At 56.5% G+C, this 23,190-nt stretch carries 18 protein-coding genes; 4 read left to right on the forward strand and 14 right to left on the reverse strand.

Going from position 1 to position 23,190, the window contains the following annotated elements:
- Positions 1-585 (reverse strand): LysR family transcriptional regulator (locus tag VK725_RS14710; RefSeq protein ID WP_325318806.1); only part of this gene is annotated, 585 nt, incomplete at its 3' end.
- A gap of 189 nt (positions 586-774) precedes the next feature.
- Here VK725_RS14710 and VK725_RS14715 point away from each other — a divergent pair.
- Positions 775-1,770 (forward strand): aldo/keto reductase, encoded by a 996-nt coding sequence (locus VK725_RS14715; protein WP_325318823.1) that lies wholly within the window; start codon positions 775-777, stop codon positions 1,768-1,770.
- 338 nt (positions 1,771-2,108) lie between these two features.
- Here the strand turns inward: VK725_RS14715 and VK725_RS14720 are convergent, their stop codons facing one another.
- From VK725_RS14720 to VK725_RS14760, 9 genes are all read right to left on the reverse strand, one after another.
- On the reverse strand, positions 2,109-2,522 hold the full coding sequence (locus VK725_RS14720; protein ID WP_325318807.1) for a GFA family protein: 414 nt from the start codon (positions 2,520-2,522) through the stop codon (positions 2,109-2,111).
- A gap of 250 nt (positions 2,523-2,772) precedes the next feature.
- Complete coding sequence (locus VK725_RS14725) at positions 2,773-5,658, reverse strand: sensor histidine kinase (RefSeq protein WP_325318808.1); 2,886 nt, start codon at positions 5,656-5,658, stop codon at positions 2,773-2,775.
- 424 nt (positions 5,659-6,082) lie between these two features.
- Entirely contained in the window at positions 6,083-6,787 is a 705-nt protein-coding gene (locus tag VK725_RS14730; protein WP_325318809.1) for a DUF4386 domain-containing protein, read from the reverse strand.
- A 160-nt stretch (positions 6,788-6,947) separates the two neighbouring features.
- Positions 6,948-8,171: a chromate efflux transporter gene (gene chrA, locus VK725_RS14735; protein WP_325318810.1), complete on the reverse strand. Its 1,224-nt coding sequence runs from the start codon at positions 8,169-8,171 to the stop codon at positions 6,948-6,950.
- The gene (locus VK725_RS14740; RefSeq protein WP_325318811.1) at positions 8,171-9,610 is read right to left on the reverse strand and encodes a multicopper oxidase family protein; all 1,440 of its coding nucleotides are present in this window, start codon (positions 9,608-9,610) and stop codon (positions 8,171-8,173) included. Before VK725_RS14740 ends, chrA begins: the two co-directional genes overlap by 1 nt.
- Before the next feature lie 239 nt (positions 9,611-9,849).
- Complete coding sequence (locus VK725_RS14745) at positions 9,850-10,671, reverse strand: helix-turn-helix transcriptional regulator (RefSeq protein WP_325318812.1); 822 nt, start codon at positions 10,669-10,671, stop codon at positions 9,850-9,852.
- 1,140 nt (positions 10,672-11,811) lie between these two features.
- Entirely contained in the window at positions 11,812-12,528 is a 717-nt protein-coding gene (locus VK725_RS14750) for an outer membrane protein (RefSeq protein ID WP_325318813.1), read from the reverse strand.
- A 501-nt stretch (positions 12,529-13,029) separates the two neighbouring features.
- Positions 13,030-14,613 carry a hypothetical protein gene (locus tag VK725_RS14755; protein ID WP_325318814.1) on the reverse strand — a complete coding sequence of 528 codons (1,584 nt, stop codon included), beginning with the start codon at positions 14,611-14,613 and terminating at the stop codon, positions 13,030-13,032.
- 29 nt (positions 14,614-14,642) lie between these two features.
- Complete coding sequence (locus VK725_RS14760) at positions 14,643-15,089, reverse strand: DUF3574 domain-containing protein (protein ID WP_325318815.1); 447 nt, start codon at positions 15,087-15,089, stop codon at positions 14,643-14,645.
- A gap of 466 nt (positions 15,090-15,555) precedes the next feature.
- Between VK725_RS14760 and VK725_RS14765 the strand changes: the two genes are divergently transcribed.
- The gene (locus VK725_RS14765; protein WP_325318816.1) at positions 15,556-17,961 is read left to right on the forward strand and encodes a TonB-dependent receptor family protein; all 2,406 of its coding nucleotides are present in this window, start codon (positions 15,556-15,558) and stop codon (positions 17,959-17,961) included.
- A 129-nt stretch (positions 17,962-18,090) separates the two neighbouring features.
- On the opposite strand, the gene VK725_RS14770 is transcribed toward VK725_RS14765, so the two are convergent.
- Positions 18,091-19,149, reverse strand: a complete 1,059-nt coding sequence (locus VK725_RS14770) for an alpha/beta hydrolase (RefSeq protein ID WP_325318817.1) — start codon at positions 19,147-19,149, stop codon at positions 18,091-18,093.
- A gap of 168 nt (positions 19,150-19,317) precedes the next feature.
- Complete coding sequence (locus VK725_RS14775; protein ID WP_325318818.1) at positions 19,318-19,557, reverse strand: hypothetical protein; 240 nt, start codon at positions 19,555-19,557, stop codon at positions 19,318-19,320.
- A 458-nt stretch (positions 19,558-20,015) separates the two neighbouring features.
- Here VK725_RS14775 and VK725_RS14780 point away from each other — a divergent pair, with 458 nt between their 5' ends.
- Together VK725_RS14780 and VK725_RS14785 are read left to right on the forward strand one after the other, a co-directional pair.
- A complete protein-coding gene (locus VK725_RS14780) occupies positions 20,016-20,690 on the forward strand; it encodes a Type 1 glutamine amidotransferase-like domain-containing protein (RefSeq protein WP_325318819.1) in 675 nt (224 codons plus the stop codon).
- Positions 20,691-20,756: 66 nt separating this feature from the next.
- Entirely contained in the window at positions 20,757-21,398 is a 642-nt protein-coding gene (locus tag VK725_RS14785) for a glutathione S-transferase family protein (protein WP_325318820.1), read from the forward strand.
- A 112-nt stretch (positions 21,399-21,510) separates the two neighbouring features.
- Here the strand turns inward: VK725_RS14785 and VK725_RS14790 are convergent, their stop codons facing one another.
- Entirely contained in the window at positions 21,511-22,197 is a 687-nt protein-coding gene (locus VK725_RS14790) for a toll/interleukin-1 receptor domain-containing protein (protein WP_325318821.1), read from the reverse strand.
- A gap of 3 nt (positions 22,198-22,200) precedes the next feature.
- The gene (locus tag VK725_RS14795) at positions 22,201-23,064 is read right to left on the reverse strand and encodes a Tll0287-like domain-containing protein (protein ID WP_325318822.1); all 864 of its coding nucleotides are present in this window, start codon (positions 23,062-23,064) and stop codon (positions 22,201-22,203) included.
- Positions 23,065-23,190: the final 126 nt, after the last annotated feature.

Here is a 23,190-nt window from a genome sequence, read left to right on the forward strand (position 1 = left end):
AAAGCGTATGCATCGATGCTTTTGTAAGTCTTGCGGAGACTTCGGCGCCTCGTGCTGTGAGAGATAGGCAGGTGATGCCACTGCAGCAAATCGTACGTCCGGTCCAAACCGAACGGCGATCATATCGCGCGGCACGTCATCGAAGAGCCGTACTCCAGCGTCAAAACCATCGGCCACAATATCGACCAGTCTTGTATCCACGACAATCTCAACGTGGATATCCGGATAAGTGGCCAGAAACGCTGGAAGAACGTGTTGGATGAGCGGTTTCGCTCCAGATTCCGCCGCACTGATCCGTATTGAACCGGAGGGCCGATCGCGATCTTCCCCCACTTCGCCGACGGCTTCATCGAGATCTGCCATAGCGGGCTGCACGCGCCGCAAGAGCTTTTCACCGACTTCGGTTAATCCCACCGATCTTGTCGTCCGATTGAACAACCGGGCACCGAGTCGCGCCTCAAGACTTCGCATCGCATGGCTCAGCGCGGAGGGTGAAACACCCAGCTGACGGGCCGCGGCACGAAAGCTCCGATGCTCCGCGATAGTGACGAAGGCCGTGAGTTCGGAGAGGCCCACACGTCTCATAGGTGAGTTTTCCTCAATAGGCCGTGCAATACCGGGGTAATTGTTGAGTGCTGCACATCAGCCTACCATGCCTGCATAAAGCGCCGAAGGTCTGATCGTCTTCGTAACGAGCGATCTCTACGCACAGTTCCCGTGAGAGACGTGCCGCTCGGCGATACCCCCTTAGTCCGCACCCTTGAGGAGATGAGCATGCAAAAACGTCAACTTGGAAACAGCGGCCTTGCCGTGTCGGCGATCGGACTGGGTTGCATGAGCATGAGCTCGGGGTATGGGCCTTCCGCCGACAGGCAGGAGATGATCACGCTGATCAGAGCCGCGCATGATCGTGGTGTAACCCTGTTCGATACGGCCGAAGCATACGGGCCGTTCGCCAATGAAGAACTCGTCGGCGAGGCGCTTGCTCCGATCCGGGACAAGGTGATCATCGCGACCAAATTCGGGTTCGATATCGATCTGGAAACCAGGGCTCGTGGTAGTGGAACAAATAGCCGTCCCGAGCACATCAAGGCGGTAACCGAAGCTAGCCTCAAGCGCCTTCGCACCGACCGCATTGATCTGTTGTACCAACACCGCGTCGATCCGGCCGTGCCGATCGAAGACGTAGCAGGCACCGTCAAGGAACTGATCGCCGAGGGCAAGGTAAAATACTTCGGCCTATCGGAAGCAGGCGTTCAGACGATCCGTCGCGCTCACGCGGTGCAACCTGTCGCAGCCGTCCAAAGCGAATACTCGCTGTTTTGGCGCGGACCCGAAGCGGAACTTCTACCGCTTCTCGAGGAACTTCGCATCGGCTTTGTGCCATTCAGTCCATTGGGTGCCGGATTCCTGACTGGCAAGATTGACGAAAACACTCGGTTTGATCCGACCGATTTCCGCAACCTTGTGCCTCGCTTCTCACCGGAGGCGCGTAAAGCAAACGTTGCGCTGGTGGAACTGATCAAGGGCGTGGCGCAACGCAAGCAAGCGACACCTGCCCAAGTAGCGTTGGCATGGCTGCTTGCGCAGAAGCCGCGGATCGTGCCGATCCCGGGAACGACCAAATTGCATCGCCTGGAAGAGAACCTAGGCGCAGCCGAACTGGAATTGACCTCTGCGGATCTCAAAGAGATCCATGATGCGTTGTCGAAAATCCACGTTCAGGGAGAGCGCCTTCCTGAAGCGGCGCTCAAAATGACTGGGCGCTAGGTGATCTATCCACTAGGCGTAATCGTCTCACGTCTTTCTTCTCGGAGGCTCTGATTTTGTCGCGAACTAAATGTATTGGAATTCTCAATTCGCGCGCCATGCGCTGAATGATCTTCTTTTTTGTTTCGCAAGTGACACCTGCCCGATGCTTTTTGACGAAGCGATCTATCCGCCTTTCCTGTCGCATTCTCGTTGCCCGAACGTAAGAGCGTCTCAAATGTGCGAGTTCATGTATCAATGACTGAACCTGCCTTGGGCGCGCATAAATAGACATATCGCTCTGAAGCGCCAAGTTCCTGATTGAGGGATAGGGAGGACCATCTTCGATAGGCCCCCTCTTAACTTTGGGCCGCACCTATTTTTTTGGGTAGCTGAGGACTCATATGGTCCCAAGGTGCGGCACTTGCTACATAAAAATCTAGTTTGGGTACGTAGCCCGAAGGATTGTCTAATGTACCTGCTTTAACACCAAGTACTCCGGGCATGGTATTAAATTTTGCAAACAGCTGCGAACCGCAGTTTGGACAGAAACCTCTTCTGTGAATATTTCCGTTATCAGCTGAAGATTCGAAATATTTTGCTTCGCCGCGAACAGACACGCTTTCTTCTGAAAAAAGCATAGCTGGAATAAATGCGCTACCAGATGAACGTTGGCAATCTTTGCAATGACAGTTTCCAGTGAATAGCGGTTCCACATCGATTGAATAGCTTATTTCCCCGCAAAGACATCGTCCTGAATATTTCGAAACCATTTTTATCTCCATATTTACTTATTGAATTGCCTAACGCCTGAGTCAAGCGGCGCGCGGTACGCGCGTCCGCTTGAATGATTAGTTAGAAGCTACCGTCGTACGGCTCGCCTTCGTCGCCGACGATTGATACTAAAGGCTGGCTGCGAGGTCCAAGGCAATAGCCATTACCGGATTATTGCTGAGCGTCGATTGCGGAGCATGGAAGCTGATTTGCCCTTTGCGCCACTGAAAAACCTTTAACCATTGATTTCTATGGCGCTGGTTGCTTGGACCAAACAAAACGCCTCGTCTTCGCCAGCGACGCATAGGCGATACGCGCTGGGATGCAGAGCGTGACGCGAGTTCCGTTCCCTGATGGCGACTCGATGGAGAGTTTCGCTGACATCTGTTTGGCGCGCTCGCGCATGCCCAGAAGCCCCCAGTGTCCGGGCTTCCCACCTGCATCCATAATAGCCGGGTCAATACCTTCCCCATCATCATGCACCTCCAAAAATAGCGCGTCGTGACGGTAATTCAGACGAACGGCCAACAGAGTTCCACCAGAATGCTCATAGGCATTGCACAGAGCTTCCTTCATGATGAATGCCACCTCTTCAAAAATCTCCTTCTTGAGCTTTCGCTCGTGCCCTTCAACCGAGATATTCAAAGCCATCCCAGGGCGCCCTCCATGTTCAGGGGCAAAGGTGGCTAGAAGCTCAGCGAGATTGCCGTATTCTTCAGATCGCAACCGAGATACCTGATCCCTACTTTCCACAATGATCTCGCGAGCTTGGTCCAGCGTTTGATTTAGAAATTGTCGCTCGACAGCTTCTTCTGGAAGTGGAAGTCCGTTGACGCCGGCCTGCAATTTCATCAACACTCCCGGAAAGCTCTGAAGCAAGGTGTCGTGCAAATCACGCGCTATGCGTTCTCGTTCCGCATGACGGGCTTCTAAGCGGGCGCGCAGTCGGCGGTTGACCTGACGCACACGAAATACAAGAGCTTGCCAAAGTGCGAGCACCGCCAAACATATCCCGATCACGGCGAACCACGTCGTTTGATAGAACGCTGGCTTGATGCCGAACCCAATGCTTCTACCCGTGGTATTCCAGACGCCGTCTTCATTGGCTCCTATCACATCGAAGTGGTAGTGCCCGGGCGCAAGATTTGAATAGCTCACCTCCCGTTGTAAACCCACGTCTCGCCATTCATTGTCCAGACCACGCATGCGAATTTTTGCACTCACGCGTTCCGGCATGGTCATGCTCAGCACGGAAAAGGTAATCCGAACATTCTCGGTATGCGCCGGCAATGTCAGGCCATCGTCCAACGCGTAGGATTTGCCATCCGCGTCAATCGAGTTGATGACCACTTGGGGTGGCAAAGGGTTGGAGACTAACTGCGCGGGGTCGAGCCAGACGACACCATTACTGGTCGCAAACCAGAGTCGTCCATCGGTACTCTTAACGACTGACGGTAGCGGGAATTGCAATGCCGGTGCGCCAGGTAGACCGTCTAGCACGCCAAACTTTCGAAAAGGCATCGGATACGACGCATTTGTTTCGGCTTGGCGCACGTCTTTTGCTTCCAATTGAAAAATGCCGTCCAGTGTGTGGACCCACAAGTCACCCTGGTCAGAAAATACAATGCCCGTTACGTTTTTCAGGGAGCTGCCATCAACCAGCCCTACCATCTTCAAACGCAACCCATCCATGTAACCCAGGCCTTCACTTCCTCCTATCCATAGGCGGCGACCGTCCTGCTGAAAGGCTTTCGTATCGCCGATCGTCCAGCCTTCATGGGTGCCCAACGTGGTGACGTGGTCGCCGTCAACGATGACCATTCGATTGTCTCTATAGCCCAACCATATTCGTCCATCAGTGTCAGTGAAGTCAGCGCGCGGAAAACCGCTGATAGACGATTTCTTCCACTGACCCGCTGTCCATGTATAGAGTCCCGATCCCGCTATGCCCCCGATGGAGACCCATAGCGTATCGTTTCGATCTTTGGTCATCGCTACGACAAGGCCCAAGGGTGCCACGCTGGCGTTGGGGCGACTTGCCACATACTCAGCACCCGTTGCGCTCACCTTCCAGATACCGCTTTGTCCACCGATGTAGACCATTCCCGTGCGATCGGTGTATGCCGTGAGCGTGTAAGGAGGGATATCAAACGTCTTAATCTGCGCGCCTTTGAGTTCCATGACCGGTTTTGAGGAACTTCCAGTCCAGATCGACCCATCAGCACCGGCCGCCAATGCGAAATCATGAGTGCCCGGTGGAAAAGGGGCCAGCGTGAAATTGCTGCGACTGAATCGATCCAGACCGGCGCCGGTACCAAACCAAATGTTTCCTTCTCGATCGATTCGCAGTGGCCACACGTAGTCGCCACTGAGTCCGTTGGAGGTGTTGAACGTCTCGATTTTTTCGTTCAACACAGACAAATCGGTGGCTTCTTGGATCGCATCGGACGCAATGTGGCGAATGCCGTCACCCAGGCCATTGATCCAAAGTCCACCTTGGCGATCGAATAACATCTGCTCTGCGGAGTTCGTCGCTATGCTTCCAGAAGATCGAACCGGTATCGCCGTACCGTTAGTCGTCCAGCGTTCGATTGCCCCGCGCAGATGCGCGATCCATATGCTGCCATCGGGGGCTTGCACAATGTGACTTACGAATCGCCCCTGCTCCAGGGGAACAAATTGCGTGGCATTCGCGGCACGGTAAAATAAGTGTTGATCGGTACCCACCCAAAATGCACCGTTCCGCGCGATGAATAAGGAGCTTGCGGTGCCATCTTTGAGTCCAGAATCGCTCCCAATATTTTTCCAGTGCCCTCCGACGAGGGTGTAAAGATATCCGGCGCCATAAGCCCAAATCGCGCCATGATTGTCTTCGGTGAATCCCTCTATTTCGCCGCGGGGGAGCCCTGCTTTTGAATCGTAGTAAACGATTTGGCCATCTTTGAGAAAACTTATGCCACCGGCTTCGTAACTGATCCAGAGGCCGCCGCCTGAACTAGCAGACAAGCCGTAGACCGCGCGCTTCGATGTCGATGGCTCTTCAAAGCGCTCGAAGCGTGTACCGTCGAAGTGGTATAGACCGTGGTCAGTACCAATCCACAAATAGCCGTCCAACGTTTGCGCTAATGCAGCCACTCCGGTAGGCGCTCCGTTCTTGCCAGTCCACGCTACGTGCTGGTAACGGCCTAGCGTCCAAGGACGCGAGTCTGCGTGGATCGGGCGTGACAGTAAGAGAACCATGGCGGCAAGCAGCGATCCATAGAGCGCTCGAGCCATATTTTGCTTATGGCACAACATGAAATGGATTCACCCAACTGCTCCCGCATGAGACGACGAAAGACGGTTACGCTGATACACGCCGCGCATCCCGCAGTTATGTTGCGGCCAAGTGCAGGACAATCGGTCTTTCTGAATACGAACCACTGCTGCTGCGGTAATAGCCTGCACTTATATATCTCGAAGCTCTGCCGTCACGTCCACTATTCCCTCCTTGATCGCCGTTTCCGTGCATGTCCGCTTCGGGTCGAAAGCGGACGTTATGCGTGGAATTTTTAGCAAGCTAAGGAGCGTTGGGCGTAGTCGGCCACCGCTCTGGGCCAATGCCTTTGAGCAATAACCACGCGGCGAGAGCGATCATCGTCCCGAACATTGGCGCGAGCAACAAGTCGGAGTCGTATTGCGGCAGCGCAACGGCGACAACGTTCTTGACGATGAAGCATGTACCGGCGATCAGCAGGAGAGCGCCGAGCCAGCGAGGGAAGTACCCAGAGCGATAGAACAGATAGCCACGCAGGGTTGTCGCAATACCGTAGAAAACCATGAAGACGGTTCCACCGTAGCCGTACAACGTCAGCGCCGAATAAATGAAAAGCTCGCCTTGTCCGGCCGTCAGGTGCATCTGCACGGCCCCGTCGAGAACTGGAACTGACGCCATAAAGTAGAACAGCTCAGAAGTGGCGAATGTGGCAGTAGAGACGATTCCGAAGAACGCGACCAGCAGCGAGAGGTAAGCATTCACCGGACGCAGCAGAACATAGAAGATCCAGGTCAGCGTTATGTCGCTAACCGCCTCGGTCAGATAGGCCAAAAAGCTAAGTCGGAAAAGTTGCGGTGAAGCCGCCACATTTCTGGCAGTAGCAGTCGGATCAGAGGCGACCAGCAATTTGCCTGGAACGTAAACTTCCGAGAAGCCACCAGCAAGGATCGAGATTATTACGAGCACGCCAGCGAAAGCAGCGAGTCTTCGCGCTTGTTCCGCATTCATCGGGTAAATCCTCCCAATAATGTCGTTATGGGTCGCAAGCGGACATTCGAAGCATGAGTTAAGTCTGTTTGGTAACGTTGGAATTCTCAAGACAGAAAGGAAACTCTGCTTTTCCACGAGCAATATGTTCAACTCCAAACTGATAACAGACTCTCTTACGTCAAGCCATTCGAAGCAGCGATGCTGCTAGACAGCCCACTACGATAAGCAATGTGGGACAGCGAGCAACTACCAAAAGTAAAAATCCGATGAATGCAATGGCGATATCGACGTTGTCGTGGATACCACTTTTCCATACCGGGTTGTAGAACGCATAAGCCAGCAATCCCACGACAATCGCATTGACGCCTGCCAATGTGCGCGCCGCCTGATCGTGCACTCCCAGTGCACGCCAAAACGGTAACGCGCCGGATACCAATAGCAAACCAGGCAAAAAGATCGCCAGTAACGCAACGCCTGCACCGATCACGCCGCCCTGGCCATGTTGCCATCGCTCGCCCAAGAAAGCGGCCAAGGTAAACATCGGTCCGGGCACGGCTTGCGCTGCGCCATAGCCGGCCAGAAACGTGTTGGGGTCGATCCATCCGGGACTGACGACGGTTTGCTGCAAGAGCGGTAGCACCACATGACCGCCGCCAAACACCAGCGCACCCGAGCGGTAAAACGCAGCGGCTAGCTGCATACGCACAGAACCGTTCGCCAAGTCAGCGAATGTCGCCGCCAGCAAACCCGCATACGCGACGACGAGCGCGGCGCCTATTCGTCGCCCGTAGGTCAACGCAAACGTATCCCCTTCGGGCGCATGCACGCGACGACACAGCCATGGCCCCAACACGGCCCCCATCGCCACGGCGGCAAGCTGGATAGGTAACGCTGGACTAAGCGCAACTAACGCTAACGCACCGATGGCCAGTATTCGGCGCGGCCAGTCAGGAGTTAGCGAACGCGCCATGCCCAACAATCCCTGCGCGACCACAGCCACGGCGACTAACTTCAAGCCATGAACAATGGCTTGCCCCCATGGCCCAGCCAAGTCGTGACTGGCGTAGCCAAAACCCACCATCAAGAGGGCAGAAGGCAACGTAAAAGCCATGAACGCCGCGAGACCACCCCACCAACCCGCGCGCAACAAGCCGATGGAAAAGCCGAGTTGGCTGCTGGCTGGACCGGGCAAGAATTGGCAAAGAGCGACTAGCCGACCGAAGTGGACGTCATCGAGCCAATGGCGGCGTTCGACAAACTCGCGCCGGAAATAACTGATGTGCGCAATGGGACCGCCAAACGAGGTCAAACCCAGTCTCAAGAATGTCCACGCAACTGCGAGAACGCGTTCCCGTTTGGACGTGGGCGTATCTCCCGAGATCGCAGTCGTTTCGGGCGCCATCAGACGCACTCAAACAAAGCCATAAACCCGAAATCCATATGCAGCTGCATGTGGCAGTGGAACAAGGACAAGCCGATCTGATCGGCAGTAAAGTCCACCTCCATGGTTTGATAGCCACCCAGCATCGCCACGTCTTTGAGCATGCCAGCGATCGGGTGCCCCGCGATGCGCGTGATTTCAAACCGGTGACGATGAAGATGGATCGGGTGAATGTCATCGCTTTCATTGCGCATGCGCAACCGATACCGCCGGCCGCGGTGAAGTCGAAACATCGGTTTCATCGATGCCATATCGAACGCCACATCGTTGATCGTCCATCGGTTGAACCCGTGATCGATGGCGTTTTGTTTGGCGAAGGTCATATCGATCACTTCATCCGGTGGCGGCATCGCCGATGACGTTGACGCAAACCAACGGTAATCCCAACCACTCGATGATGGCGCCATCCACTGCGGGCGGCCGCGCTGCCCCGCATACTCGACCACGATGCCCATGCCATTGCAGCGATCATTGTCCGCCAGATCGCCGAGCACCCATACGCCCGGATGCGTCATTTCCACAATCACGCTGATGCGCTCGGCTGTGCCGAGCCATAACACCGGAACCTCGGCTGGATGTGGAACGGGATTGCCGTCTAACGCGATCACTTTGAAAGTATGACCCGGCAGCGCCAGACTACGCAGTTCGGTGGCGCTGGCGTTGAGAATATGGAACAACACGCGCTCGCCGGATTTGACGCGGATAGGCTCGCCGTGGCCCAACTTGCGTCCATTGATCGCGAACGCTTGGTAACCGACCTCGTAACCGTGCGGCATCCCGCGCGCCAGTGACGCCTTCATGGCGGCTTCGCCAATGTCTTGGAGCCGGGCATCGCGTTCGGCGGGACGCAGAAAATCCATCGCCATATCACCGCCCTGGCTAAACACCGGATCGAATTCTTTCAGAGTGAGGAAGACCTCTTGATCGTACGTACCCGCGTCGTCGCGCGGCTCGATGTAGATCGGTCCGACCAGTCCACTGTATTGCCCGCGGGTGAGGTCAGCGCCAGCGTGGACATGGGTATGGTAGAAGCGAAAGCCAGCCGGTTTTGCCGTAAAGGTCAGGCGCCGCATGCCGAGTGCCGGAATCGCAGGGGTGCCTTCTTCTGCGGCCCCATCGACAACCACTGGCACCGATTGCCCGTGCCAGTGAAGTTGTTCGGGTTGATCGGTATCGTTGAATACATCCACAACTACCGATTGCCCCTCCTTGAAGCGCAGTAACGGACCGGGACACTGCCCGTTGTAAGTGAGGGTCGACACGATGTGATCCGGGGCTAGCTCCACCAGGTTGCGACCGATCCGCAGGGTGTAATCGGGCCGTCCGGTTGAAACAGGTGCGGTGAGGGAGCCCATCGGCCAACGCGTGCGTAACCCGAACGCCGCGCCATACCCGCTCATTTTCAAGAAGTTCCGGCGGTGCATTTTTTCGGCCCTGTGAAAAAATTGGACCTATCTTTGGCCAAATTCACCTAGGAAATACTTAGGCGAGCCTCGCATGGACAAATCGCGTGCCAGGAGTCTGCAAACATTTCACCACTCCCATGGAACAAACGATGCCATCGACAATGATGGCGCTATGGAGTGTCTGCTTTCAGTCAAAACGGACACTCAGTGCCCGGCGTGGATGATCATGCGGATTATTCTTTTGCCTTTGTAGCGCCATCCGTCTCAGTTAATGCTGACTTTCCAAAATACCGCGCAGGCGTGGTTCCCAATACAGTGCGGAAGGCCGCAATAAAAGCACTGGGCGTGCTGTAACCCGCTTCCAAGGCAACATGAGTCACCTTCGATCCTTCGCCGAGGAGGCGTAAGGCGCGCATCAGTCGAAGCTGTTGCCTCCATTTGCCCAAGGTCATCCCCGTTTCGTCTAGAAAAATCCTCTCTATCGTTCTTCGGCTGGCACCGCTCGCTCTACAGATTTGATTGAGTGGCTGGTTTTCACCAGGATCCACCTGCAGCGCCTCGGCGACACGCAGTCCGCGTGGATCGTTCAGGTGCGGAAGTTGCAGAGGCACCATCTGAATCACTTGCAGCTGATCGATGACGATGTCGATCAGGTGACGCTGGGTTCGGACTCTCGTGCGCAACGAACCGAATGTGCACGCGTGAAAAATAAGCTGTTGCAACAGGGGCGATACGTTTATGACGCAACATTCGCGTGGCAACTTTGTCGCAAGCTTGGGCCTTAGATACAGCGTCCGCATCGCCACGTTGCCCGACATGGTTATCGTGTGTGGAATGCCCTTGGGTATCCAGACGCCACGCTGAGTGGGAACCACCCATGTGCCCGTGGCAGTGCGAACCGTCATGACGCCGAGCGACGCGTAAACCAGCTGATCGCGATCGTGAAGATGCAGCGGAATGGTGTGGCCGGCAGGGTAGTCACGCGTAAGCGTAACTATCGCGTCTGCGCTATGGGCCACGCGATCGACGATTGCCGTTTGTCGCATATTCGACATTTATTGTCATTATATCGATAGCGAGCAGAGCTCCACAACGCTCATGCTGCGAGACACCAAACCACGGAGCATCGCGAAAATGACGCAGCAGCTCAGGCAAGTTGTTCTGGTCTGCATCACGGGCGCATGTATGGCGCTCGCTCCGCACGCCTTTGCAGCATCGACGGCCTCTTCATGCGCTACCCATGCGGAAAACCGGCAACTCGACTTTTGGGTTGGCGACTGGGCTGTCGGTGGACAAGGTGCGGCGGCTAACGCCTCTAGCAGTGTTGCTTTGACGCTAGACAAATGCGCAGTCGTCGAACGCTGGGACGGCGGACGTGGACACCGAGGGGAAAATATCTTTGCGTATAGCGCAGACGATAAACGCTGGCATGGCATGTTTGTCGACAACGAAGGGCGTGTGCATACATTTTTAGACGGAAAGGCATCGCCGGACGGCGTAACTCTCTTAGGCCCAAGCATTGGACCCGATGGCACATCGGTACTCAACCGCGTACGCATAGTGCGAATTGGGCCAAACAGAGTGGATCAGGTATGGGAGAAATCGGCCGACAACGGTCACACCTGGTCGTTAGCTTTTCGCGGCGAGTACTCGCGAAAGAATCCCTGATTCCGCAAGACGATTGCAGTCGCCTTTTACGGCAGAACAGACAGCGAAGTCACAGATTTCGTCGCTGAGTATTCATGCAAATTATGCGCTCGCAGTAGCTTTGATTCCGTCTGCCGTTCTCTTTATCGCGAATGCTGTCCAAAAAAATACGCGCCCCGCGCTGACTAGCCATTCTGCGGACGTTGGCGAAAATGCGCGACGAGTTCCGGTAGTCGCAGAGCGAATGCAACTCGGCTAAGCGTGCACTGCGCTATGGTCACGGAGCGAAAATCCTCACCAACGCTGTATTTCTAAAGACCATCGATCCTTAAAATATGCAACTTTGCGCCGACTCTTCTAAACAAATTTCCGCAAACATACCGATTTCTTCCAATCGCCACCGACGTGCACAGACTAAACGGCATTGCCCTGGAATCAGCGAGCGTTGATCGTTGCAAGTCCTGCAAGAGGAAATAGTTGAGTGCACCTCGCAAACAATCGCGGCCGCACAATGGCGGCCGCGCTGTATGGTGCTTGTTGCGTAGAACTCAGAAGCGGTATTCGAGGGTGCCGCCGTATACGCTGGTGCCGAAATGACCCTGCCAGATGCCGGGGGCCTGCGAATGGTATTCGTCGTAATTCAGGCTGATGCCCAGGTGACGGTTGAAGTCGTAGCCCACGCCTGCGCCCGCATAAAAGCCGTTGCCGGTGGCACTGGATGTGGTGCTTGGTATTAGACCGAACGTGTCGTGCTGATGTCCGTCGGTCTGCGAGTGGAACCAGCCTCCGCGCACCGAAAAGAACCAGCCGTTGGCGTCGCCAGCATGCCACTTGAAAACGCCGCCCAAGATTTCACCATCGGTTTTAGCGCTTATACGGAGCGGGTCATAAGGACCACCTAAACTGCTCACGAGCTTGTAGTTGGTTCCCGCTACGTTACCCAAATCCACGTAGCCGGTTTCCACGCCCCAGGTATACGACTGGGCGTTCCACAGATAGCCCAGACGCACCGCGCCTGCCCAACTGGTGGGATCCCGGTCCCGCAGATTGTTGAAAGCCGTATCCTGGCCTGCTGCTTCGCCATTGACGAAGATTTGGCCATCCACTGCCATAGCCGACGTGGACGCAACAGCGATGGCCACGCCGATGGCGATTTTTGAAATCCCTATTTTCATTGAAGCCCCTGATAAGAAGAGTGGGTTGTTGTCGACGAATGAACGCAACGATCCGACCACTTTGGTGTTTGCGCCGATCCAGCAGCGCAAACTTTTGCGACCGCAAGTAAATTCGCGGCCCGGGTATTTTCAGCGAAAGCTATGCGCTTCGCAAACAGCTCGGGGGCCCTAAAACGGGGCGGAGGTAATTTAGGAAGATTAACTACGCCGTGTCGTTTTTGACTGTTGAACTCCCTATTCAATTCTTCGCACCGACGGTGGCGTTATAAGTCCGCTCTTAAAAATTGAATCGGAAGGCACACTCAGCGACCGCAGCCTCAATCATGGAAAGCCGTGCAGAAATAGCGCCGCCTCACCACTACCGCGATCCGTCTACGCGATCTTGCCCAAACGTGTAATGACAAAATGCCGCGAAGCATTCCAGGCTGCGGCATCCGTATGCGAACCGATCAATCCTGAGGCCCACGTGCGATAGGTGCTAATACGAGATTGTCTGCGACGCATCTCAATGTCACTTGTAATGCGGTGTTCGATGAGCGGCATCGCTCTCATGCATAGGTGCTTAGCGAGCTCTTTGAATGGCGCATCGAGCTACACGAGCTTCCTGGTTCGCTGCAGCGAAAAACCCAACAGCACCGCGGCAAGCACCAAATAGGCGCCTGCGAACTGAAGCGCAATCGCGCGAGACAATGGATCGAGAAGCCACGGCAAATACAGATTGCCCGCTGGCGTTACCGAATGAATCACGCCAAATAACGTCAGCGCGCCACCCAACAGGACAATGCTCGCGGCACGCCCTAGCTTTCCGTCAATCATGGCGACCAGAAAGCTGGCCCAGATCATCGAGGTGATGATGAAGCCATTGCCGAGAACATTGATCACCGCCAGTTCCGAGATACCTTGCGATGCGTCGTTGTAGAGCGCATTGAAATGATCGGCAGCAACGTACGTCGGATCGCCCAGTTTTATGGCGACCATGCGTGCGATCGCGGGAAAGAAACTGAAAACGACTGCCGTGGCATAACGCGTCGGCGTCGCCTCGAAAGCCTGGGTCGTGATGCCAATGGCGACGAACACCAGAATCGGCGCGAGTACGGCAAGCGGCAGCATCTCCACCAGATTCGACAAGTAGCCAAACACACCGCCAAGACCGATCACAATACCCGCGATCAATGTGTAGCCAATGCGTGCACCCATCGCGCGATACGCAGGCTGACCGATATAGGGCGTGGTTTGCGCGACGCCACCGCAGCAGCCGGCGATCAGGGTAGCCAGGGCTTCGACCAGCAAGATGTCGCGCGTGTTGTAGTCATCGCCAGCGGCGCGCGCACTTTCCGTCACATTGATGCCGCCGACCACCATCAATAAGCCGAAAGGAAGAATCAAAGGCAGATACGGCACGGTCAGCGGCAAACCGTGTATCCATTGCAACGTCGGCCAAGGTAGCGCCACGCGCCACTGCCATGCCGACATGGCGTGATAACCATGACCCAGCCATCCCAGCGGGCCGAGCACTTCATACAGGGAAAGGCTTACGGCGAATGCGACCAGCACGCCCGGCAGATTCCAGGGCATGCGGCCACGCGCAATCAGCGCGTAAAGCACCACGCCGAGTCCGGCGAAACCAACCACTGGCACCTTCATGATTTCCACCAGGGGAAGGAAACCCATGAGCACGAGTGCAATGCCGGCAATCGAGCCGAGCAAGCCTGCACGTGGAACATGACGTTGCACCATCGAACCGAAGAACGACAGCACCGTCTTCAGCACCCCCATCACCACGAGTGATGCCATTCCGAGCTGCCACGTCGCGATGGCGGCTGCGTGCTCGTCCATGCCACTTTGCTTGTAGCCGAGAAATGCGGGGCCGAGCACCAGCAACGCCATGCCGATGCTGGTGGGCGCATCGACACCGAGCGGCATCGCAGTGGTATCGACACGGCCCGTGCGACGCGCAACGCGGCGTGCCATGACGGTGTAAGCGAGATTGCCCAACAACACGCCCAACGCCGTGCCCGGAAACATACGGGTGTAGACAATATCCGCAGGGAATCCAAAGATGCCGATCAGCGCCGTGGCAAGAAATGCCATCACGGACAAATTGTCGACGAGCAATCCTAAAAAGCCATTGAAATCGCTGGCCACAAAAAACGAACGTCTACCTGCAATGTTCACGCGATGTTCCTGTCGGCTGCAGAAAAAGATCAGAAGGAAACATCGGCCGGCTGCGTCACACGCAATACCGATTGATCGCCTGTGCGTTGCTTCCACGCAGAACGGATGGCTTCGATCTTGTCGCGATTGGCTTGTGTGTCGAGGTAATCGATCACCAGCAGTTTGGAATGCAGTCGCTCGGGCGTGGTCTCTTGCTTGCCTTGCCATTGACCGTAGACATCAACGACCGTCAAGCCATCCGGAAAGCGAGGCGTGACTTCCTTATCGAGAAAATCACGCCACGTCGATTCGCTGATGCCTTCTTGCGGCTGATCGGCGGGACCAAGCCCAAAGTAAAGACGTGTATCTACCCAGCCCTGCGTTTGCGCCGGGTGAGCTGCGTCACCTTGCAGGGTCGCCGTCGCCGGTGATGTCGTCGCACAGGCAGTCAGTTGCAGAACCAGCAGTAGAGCACACAGCTGATGGACGGTTTTCATGGATTCCCCGTTGCAGATCGTTTGGACGTCCAGAAGGAAAGCGCGACGTGTGGCATGGAGTATTCATGACGACTTGGCCGTGAGGCAATCGATTCGGCTCGGCAACCCCTCACCGTCGTCGCACCCCGCCCGCTGACCGAGAAATCAAAATTTGTTGCTGTCGCACAACTGACGAATGACCGGGTTCAACGTCAATGGCCATATTGAGCATGATGCCCGATTCGAATAAACCGTTGATTTCATTTATCGATAGCGACATTCCAAAAGGGAATAAGCCTTCTCCATCACGCAATCTAGACAGGAGCGCGTCAATCGGATAAACAAAATGTTACATCGCAGCATGCGATCTGACGGCGTTGGGGAGCCAATCCAGTCGTTGCGATGGGGGACGCAATACAAAAACCAGATTGGGCGCCGGCAGATAGGCGTTCATTTCATTTAGACGTCTATTTGGGGGTGAGCACGCATGCATCGATTCGCCGTACGTCATCGCAAAGCATTATGGATTGCACTGACTTTGGCCCTGGGTTCGCCCAGCGTCGTCCACGCCACCGAACCTGCACCCGCAGCGCAAAGTGCTCAAGCGCAAGACAATAGCGCCACGAGTTCGGATGCACAGACCGAGAAGGTGCGTAAAAGCACGACGCTCTCGACGGTCAATGTCAACGCGCAGACGTTAGCCGGCGGTCTGATGGCAACTCAGGACCAACCCAAGCAGGTGTCCACCATCTCTGCACAGGCGATCGCAGAAGTCCCCATCACAGCTGACTACACGCAGATCATCAACAGTACCCCGGGTGTCAACTCCGCCTCCTACGACGGTTTCGGCCTCACCGATTCGAGCAGCTATACGATCCGCGGTTTCAACGCTAGCGAGATCGGCGTAACGCTCGATGGCGTGCCGGTGAATGACGCTGGCGACTACATTCCTTATGCGTCGGAATACGGCGAGGCGCGCAACTACGAGTCCATCACTGTTTCACCGGGATCGGCCGACCTCGACATGCCCGACCTGGGCGCGGTGGGCGGACATATCAGCTTTATCACCAAGACGCCGACGCAAAATTTCAACATCTTCGCGGGGCAGACTTTCGGCAGCAATGACGCGCGCAGCACGTATATCCGAATCAACACGGGCGATACCGGCCCAGTGCGCAGCTGGATTTCCATTTCCGATGACTCCGACGACAAATGGCGTGGCGCCGGGCAGGATCGTATTCACCGCATCCAGGCCAAATCGGTGTGGACCATCGATGGCAACAACAGTGTGACGGCCAACTTCAACTACAACCATGAAGAAAATTATTTCTACATGCCGTTGACCAAGGCGCAGGCGACGCAATACGGGTATTACTACGATTACGGTACGACGTGGGCGCCCACGCCGGCGGGTGGCTTTCTCGCCAGCCAGCTCTATAACGACCCAGCGTTCTTTACTCAGGACAGCTATTACCGGCTCTACCAAAATCCCTTCAAATCATGGGTAACCAGTCTTGACGGTGAATTCAAGCTCAGCGAGAACCTGTCGCTTTCGGTGATTCCGTATTTCCAGTTCGGCGATGGCAACGGTAGTTTTGCCGGTTTCCTGCCACTGCAGTCCGGTGCGAACGGACAGCCTATCGTGCAGGCGAACCAATATGCCGATGGGCAGTACGCCGTATTGGAGGCCTATCGTCCGATCACTTATCGCCCTGGCATCAATGCCAAATTCACGCTCAATCTCGGCCTCACCGATACCCTCGATTGGGGACTGTGGTATGAGCGCTCGCGTCAGCTCGAATATATCGATGCGCAGTATGTCGATCCGAACACGGGTGTGCCGCAGGCGATCTGGGGCGACAACCATCTGCTGACCTATAGCAATGGCCTGCCCTGGGAAAACTATTCCGAATACGATCTGACGACAGTCAAGAAAGTCTTCGTGGAAGACAGCTGGACGCCGACCGATGCGTGGACGTTGAACGCAGGTGTCGCCTATCTGTACACCGAGCGCGTTAACCAGTTCGTGCTATATCCGAACAATCCCGATCCGGTGGACTGGACGTCATCGCAGAACAGCGATCAGCGCTATCACAACTTCCTGCCGACGCTGGGCGTGTCATGGCGTCCAAACGAGAACAATCAGATCTACTACAGCATCACGCGTACCTTCCGTGCTCCGCAGGATTCATCGACGTACGGCAATGCTCGACTCGGCCTGCCACCGCCACTGCCGGAAAGCGCATGGTCGAATGAAGTGGGCTGGCGTTTTACGGATGGTCCGCTAACACTGCATACCGACGCCTATCTCGCCAATATGGGCAATCGCACCGCGGTCGGCCTGGATCAAGACACGTTCATCAATTACTACATCAACGCCGGTCCCGTCAGAATGGCTGGCTTTAACACGGAAGGTAATCTGGATCTGGGGCATGGCTTGAGCCTGTACAGCTCTTACACCTATACGCAATCGAAGGTGAAACAGAATCTGTATTTGCCAGCAACCGAGGACACCGCAGCAGAGTTCTACAACACGCAAGGCAAGCAATTCCCGGGCACGCCGCGCAACATGTCTTACCTTGGCGCACGCTATTCGCAGGATGGCTTGACGTTGAACCTCAATGGCAAGTTCACCGGCAGCGAATACGGCGACTTCTTAAATACCGAACGCGTACCTTCGAACTTCACCTTGAACGGCAGCGCCAGTTACGAACTTCCCGACTACGGTGTGCTGCATAAGACCACCATCGCCATCAACGCACTCAATCTTCTCAACCGGCATTACCTGGCATTGCCGGCAAGCCCAACCCTTTCGGCCGAGGAGTCCTCACCGACCTACTATGTCGGTGCGCCACGACAGTGGTATCTCACCATCAGCACCACTTTCTTGTGAGTCAAGCGCCACGCACTAGGCGTCCGCATTGTCGCCAAACAGTCTGCATGTCCGCTTCGGGTCGGAAGCGGACGCTAATTCTGCTCCGTCGGTCGGGGAATCAAGCCACCCCCATTTTCCGGCTCAGGATTACGCAGGCCCACGACACAAGCCGATGACATGCTCAATGGCGCCGATCACTACGTCGGGTCGCTCTTTTTGCACGTAGTGCCGGCTTGGCACTTTGACGAACTCACCCCGCGTCGATTCCTCGGCAATATGGTGCATTTGCTCGCTGTTCCATGACAAAAAGTTTCCTTGCTCGACCGTCGGTGTGCCCTTGAAGGTGATCGACTTGAACCAATCGGCCGAAATTACCACTAAAGGCAGGTCGCCAAGCGAGTGCTCGGCCAGTGCGATACTTCGTCCGTCGGTCGAATCCCCGTTGCTGTCGATGGGATAGAACAAGTTCTGTCGTTCTGAGAAAAGGGTTGCTTGGTAGGCGGGTTGCGCCTCCATGGCTCGGATGGTGTGCGCTAGCGCCTGCTCGTCTGGATCTTGCTGGGCGCCGAAGTCGTCCAGGCACTGCAAAGGGTCCGCGCCCTCTGGTCGCAATGCATGCTGCCGCGCCGCGCGCCAGCAGCTCTCTAATTGCTGACCTCGCGCGAGATAGCTTTCGTATTTGTGAACATAGTTCGCGGTGATTGCGGGAGACAGCCTCTCTGTGACGGTGGGGTCCACCAATACCAGCCCCGCCACGCGATCGGTATGCTCGTAGGTGAAAAGCCGAACATTCAATCCACCGCGCGAATGTCCAACCAAGATCACACGATCACCCAACTTGGCCTTATCGATCAGCGCCAACAAATCGTCGACTGCGACTTGCGCCGTGGCGCGTCGATCAACGGTGTCGCTGAAAAAATAATTGGCCCGGTCGTAGGTGCATGCGCGCGTCGTCTTGGCAATCTCGCCTTGCACCGTGCGCCAACCCATCGTGCCGTCACCCAACCCGGCGTCGAAAAGCACGGTTGGCGTGCCTTTCCCAAGGCAATAAAGGTTGAGCCGCCGGCCGGGCGCTACGACGACGAGTTCTTGCGGATGCGTGTACGCCGATGCCGGCAGCGATCCCGACGTGGCGGCGGGTGCGACGGTGGCTATTGCGGAGCTGAGAATCAATACGACGGTAAGCACGGAAAGAAATCTTGTCACGCGGAAGCCCTTATAGTTTGACAACAGCAGGCACTGGGATGCTCACGAGTTGAAAAACGTTTAGTCCGCATGGTCCGCTAAGGGTCGGAAGCGGACGTTCAACGCGGCGTCGGTTTGAACGAATTATTAGGCAGAATGGTCTTCGTGCTTGAATCACGTAGATCACTGCTATGCGGGCATGGCGCTCATGTGGATGAATCCCCAGCCATGGCCGTCTAGGTCGACAAAGCTGTGGGTATACATGAAGCCGTAATCCTGCGGCTTGTCGTGGGTCGAGCCGCCCGCGGCGATGGCTTTGGCGACGAAACCGTCTACCTCTTCACGGCTCTTGCAACTGAGGCTAAGCAAACCCTCGACGAACGGGACATAGTTGTCGTGAAGGTTGATAGCGACCAGATATCGCGGCATTGCCGTCTCCTGCAACACAGCTGGGCTGGTTGTTCCGCATTCCCTAGGGCGACGGATGGCGAGTCCGGAATTGGACAAGTTGTCGAGAAAATTTTGGCTGGGTTCGCATGGACTGTGGATTGACTCAACCGGCGATAGTCAAGGTGATTCAGAAAGCGGCCAGAACTAGGTATCGCGCGAGCGGGACATTGCAAGTCATATGGCCGAACCAAAACTTGAGCAACAATTACGACAAAAACTTGCGTTGATTCGCTGAACATTGTTCTGAGAGCACTGGAACACGCCGCTATTGAGCCGCACACGCAAGCACCAGGAATGTTCGCCTTGAGTCGAAAGCGGACCTCACTGTCGATTTCCGAAAATCCCATTCGTCGTCTCGATGCCAGATCGATGAGGCGGGCCCAAACAAGGAGACAGGCGATGCGTGCAATAGCTCAGCACCATGACGGAGAGGCGGCATGAAGCTTCTTCTCACTTCCGCTGGTATTACCAACACAAGCATCCACGACGCGCTAGTGGACTTACTGGGCAAACCAATTAGCGAGTCCAGCGCCCTCTGCGTTCCCACTGCGCTATACGCCATTCCCGGCGGTGCTGGTCATGCATGGCGGATGATCAGCGGACGAGAACCCAACTGCCCCATGTGCGAATTGGGTTGGAAGTCGTTGGGAGTGCTGGAGCTCACCGCGCTGCCCAGCATCGATGAAGCGCTTTGGGTCCCCATGCTCCGGGAGACTGACGCCCTGCTGGTTGGCGGCGGCGATCCTCTGTATCTGTGCTACTGGATGCAGCAGTCCGGACTGGCAGACCTCCTGCCGTCGCTGCGGCGCGAGGCGGTCTACGTCGGATTGAGCGCCGGGAGCATGGTGATGACCCCCAACATCGGCGAGGAATTCGTCCACTGGATTGCGCCCTCCGGCCGCGATAGCACGCTGGGGGCGGTCGATTTTTCGTTGTTCCCTCACCTGGATCACGAGAGACTCCCTGAGAACACTCTGCTCCACGCAGAAAAATGGGCCGCCAAGATGTCGGTTCCGGGTTATGCGATTGACGATCAGACCGCCATCAAAGTGACCGACGGTGCCGTCGAAGTCGTCTCCGAAGGGCACTGGAAGTTGTTTACGCCAGAATAGCGAGCGGCTAAGTGGATTCGTTTGCGATCGTTTCAACCGATGATTTTCGCCAATAGGAACCTCACGATGACCATCACCATTACCTGCTTTGAACGGTCGCCCGACGGCGGCAAGGGACTGGCGCGTGATACGCGCGTTCGCTGGGCGCTCGAAGAAGCGGGCCAACCCTACGAGCTTCGCCCTGTTTCGTTCGGTGCGATGAAGGAATCCGCGCATCTGGGTCTTCATCCTTTCGGCCAGATTCCGACCTATGAGGAAGATGATCTCGCCCTGTTTGAATCGGGCGCGATCATTTTCCATATCGCCGAGCACCATGCGGGTCTGTTGCCAAACGATCCCAATGCCCGGGCGCGTGCGATCACATGGATGTTTGCCGCGATCAACACCGTGGAGCCGACGATCCTTGAACTCCAAACCGCCAAGTTCGCGGAGGGCGATAAGCCCTGGACAAAGGAGCGCTTGCCGCTGATCAAGGATCGCATCCGCTATCGACTAAACCAACTTTCTGCTCGCCTGGGCGATGCCGACTGGCTCGATGGTGCGTTCAGCGCGGGCGACCTAATGATGGTGTCGGTACTGCTCAGGCTCAGACTATCGGGCATTCTGGACGAGTTTCCAAAACTGGCTGCCTATGTCGCCCGCGGCGAAGCGCGACCCGCATACAAGAGGGCTTTCGCCAGCCAAGTAGTGGCGCCACCAACCGGCTGATTGAGTTCCATGGCGGCTGTACTGTTGTTGTCGATCTCGCCATTGATCAACAAGCTGATGCATGGCGCGCGCCGATCGGCGCAAAACAGCGCATGCATGGTCGCCCCGTCCGCTACTTGCCCTTGCCGATCCGCCAGCACGCTTCAAGGAAAACCCGTCGTTCCGGCTCGCCATCAATTTCCGGTGCGAGGCGCCGCGCAAGAGCATCCAGGTCGCCGCAACCCTGCGCGGCGCGACGTACCAAGTGTCCTGCCACGGGCCCGATGCGTTTGGCGAGTTCTACCTCCAGCAGGCGCAATTGCGCCGCATCGACACCCCTGGCGGGATGGGCGATATCGGCTGGCGGCGCAGCGTCGCGCGATGACCGGTGTTCGGCGGGCGGATGGTGCGTGGCGTATCCACCAAGCGCCGTATCGAGGTAATCGCACAAGCGATCGATGTGCGGTTCGAGTGGTGGCGGGAACGCATCCATCCAGTGTTGTGCGCTGAGGAAATATTCCAGGCTCTTGGATGGCAGCACGTCCTCGATTCGAAACGGAAGGATCGGCAACTGCTTGTGCACGGCCCGTTCTACTTCCCGCCGCACTTGGCCCGATTCGTTGCTGCTGCCGGAGAAAACCAGAACCATCAGCCGCGCACTCGTAATCGCATCGATGATTTCCGCGGCCCAGTCGGCGGCCGGGGATATGTCGCGCGGCGCGATCCATACACTCATGCCGCGCGCCTCCATTCGCTCCACCAGCGCGAACGCCGCTTCCCGATCCGGCTGCGAATAGCTTACGAAGAGGTCGTGTGCCATGGCTCAGCCGCCCAGCATCCGCAGCGCCTTGTCCAGGCTCTTGCGCATGCGATTAAAGGCGGCTGACAACGCCGCCATCTCAGACCCGCCGCCACGCGGGAATTCCTCAGCGGCGGTATCGCCGAGACTCACTTGATCGGCGATCCGCGCGATCCGTCGCACCGGACGGATGACCAGCACATAGAGCGAAACATTGACGACCAGCACTATGCCGACGAGCACCGCGGCGATAGTAGTCAGCACGTCACGACGCACGCGCCCGGCGCTCGACTCAGCACTGGCGAACGGCACCGAAACGATTTGCGCACCGACGATCTCGTTGGGCTGCCAGCCAAATCCATTGTCGCGGCCATAGCGCGCAAGCATCGTTGCGGGTGCCACCGAAGGCAGGCTGTGACAACCCAGGCAGCCGGCATCGACACGGATCGGGCGGGCCAAGTAAAGAATGGCACCCATCGGCGTGTCGCGTGTTCCGCTCACTTGCGTGGTGGCGCTGTCATTGCGAAAGCGCTGCACGATGTCCGCCTCCCAATCCGTCGCGCGATCGCGCGGATTGGTCGGGTTGAGCGTGGCTTCCTTGTACGAGTAGTCCGGATGCTCTTTGTGCAGCGTGAGGAAGTTCTGCGTGGCGGCGTAGAACGGCACGCTCTGCGGACGGAACGCGGTGACCATCTTGTCGTCGAGCAACGGCCCGATCTCGGTGTCGGTGTAGGAGCGGATCGCCGCAGCGCTGTCCATCATCAAACCGGCTTGCGCAAGCACTTCGCGCGTCGCGTTTTCCTGCAGCGTCGATGTCACAACAAGGGAGATCGCGGCCATGCCGAGCGCGAAGGCGACAAGCAGTATCAGGTTGATCCGTAGCAGCACGCTCGGCTCCCCGTGCCGGAGCGCAGGTCCACGGACCGGCCCCGACTGAGTTCATGGCTATTGGAACGTCGGTGGCGTCCAGGAGACGCGCCATGCATGCCATGTTGGGAATCATGACACAAAGCG

The organism is Dyella sp. (assembly GCF_035486915.1).
In the GTDB taxonomy this organism is placed as follows: Bacteria; Pseudomonadota; Gammaproteobacteria; order Xanthomonadales; family Rhodanobacteraceae; genus Dyella_B.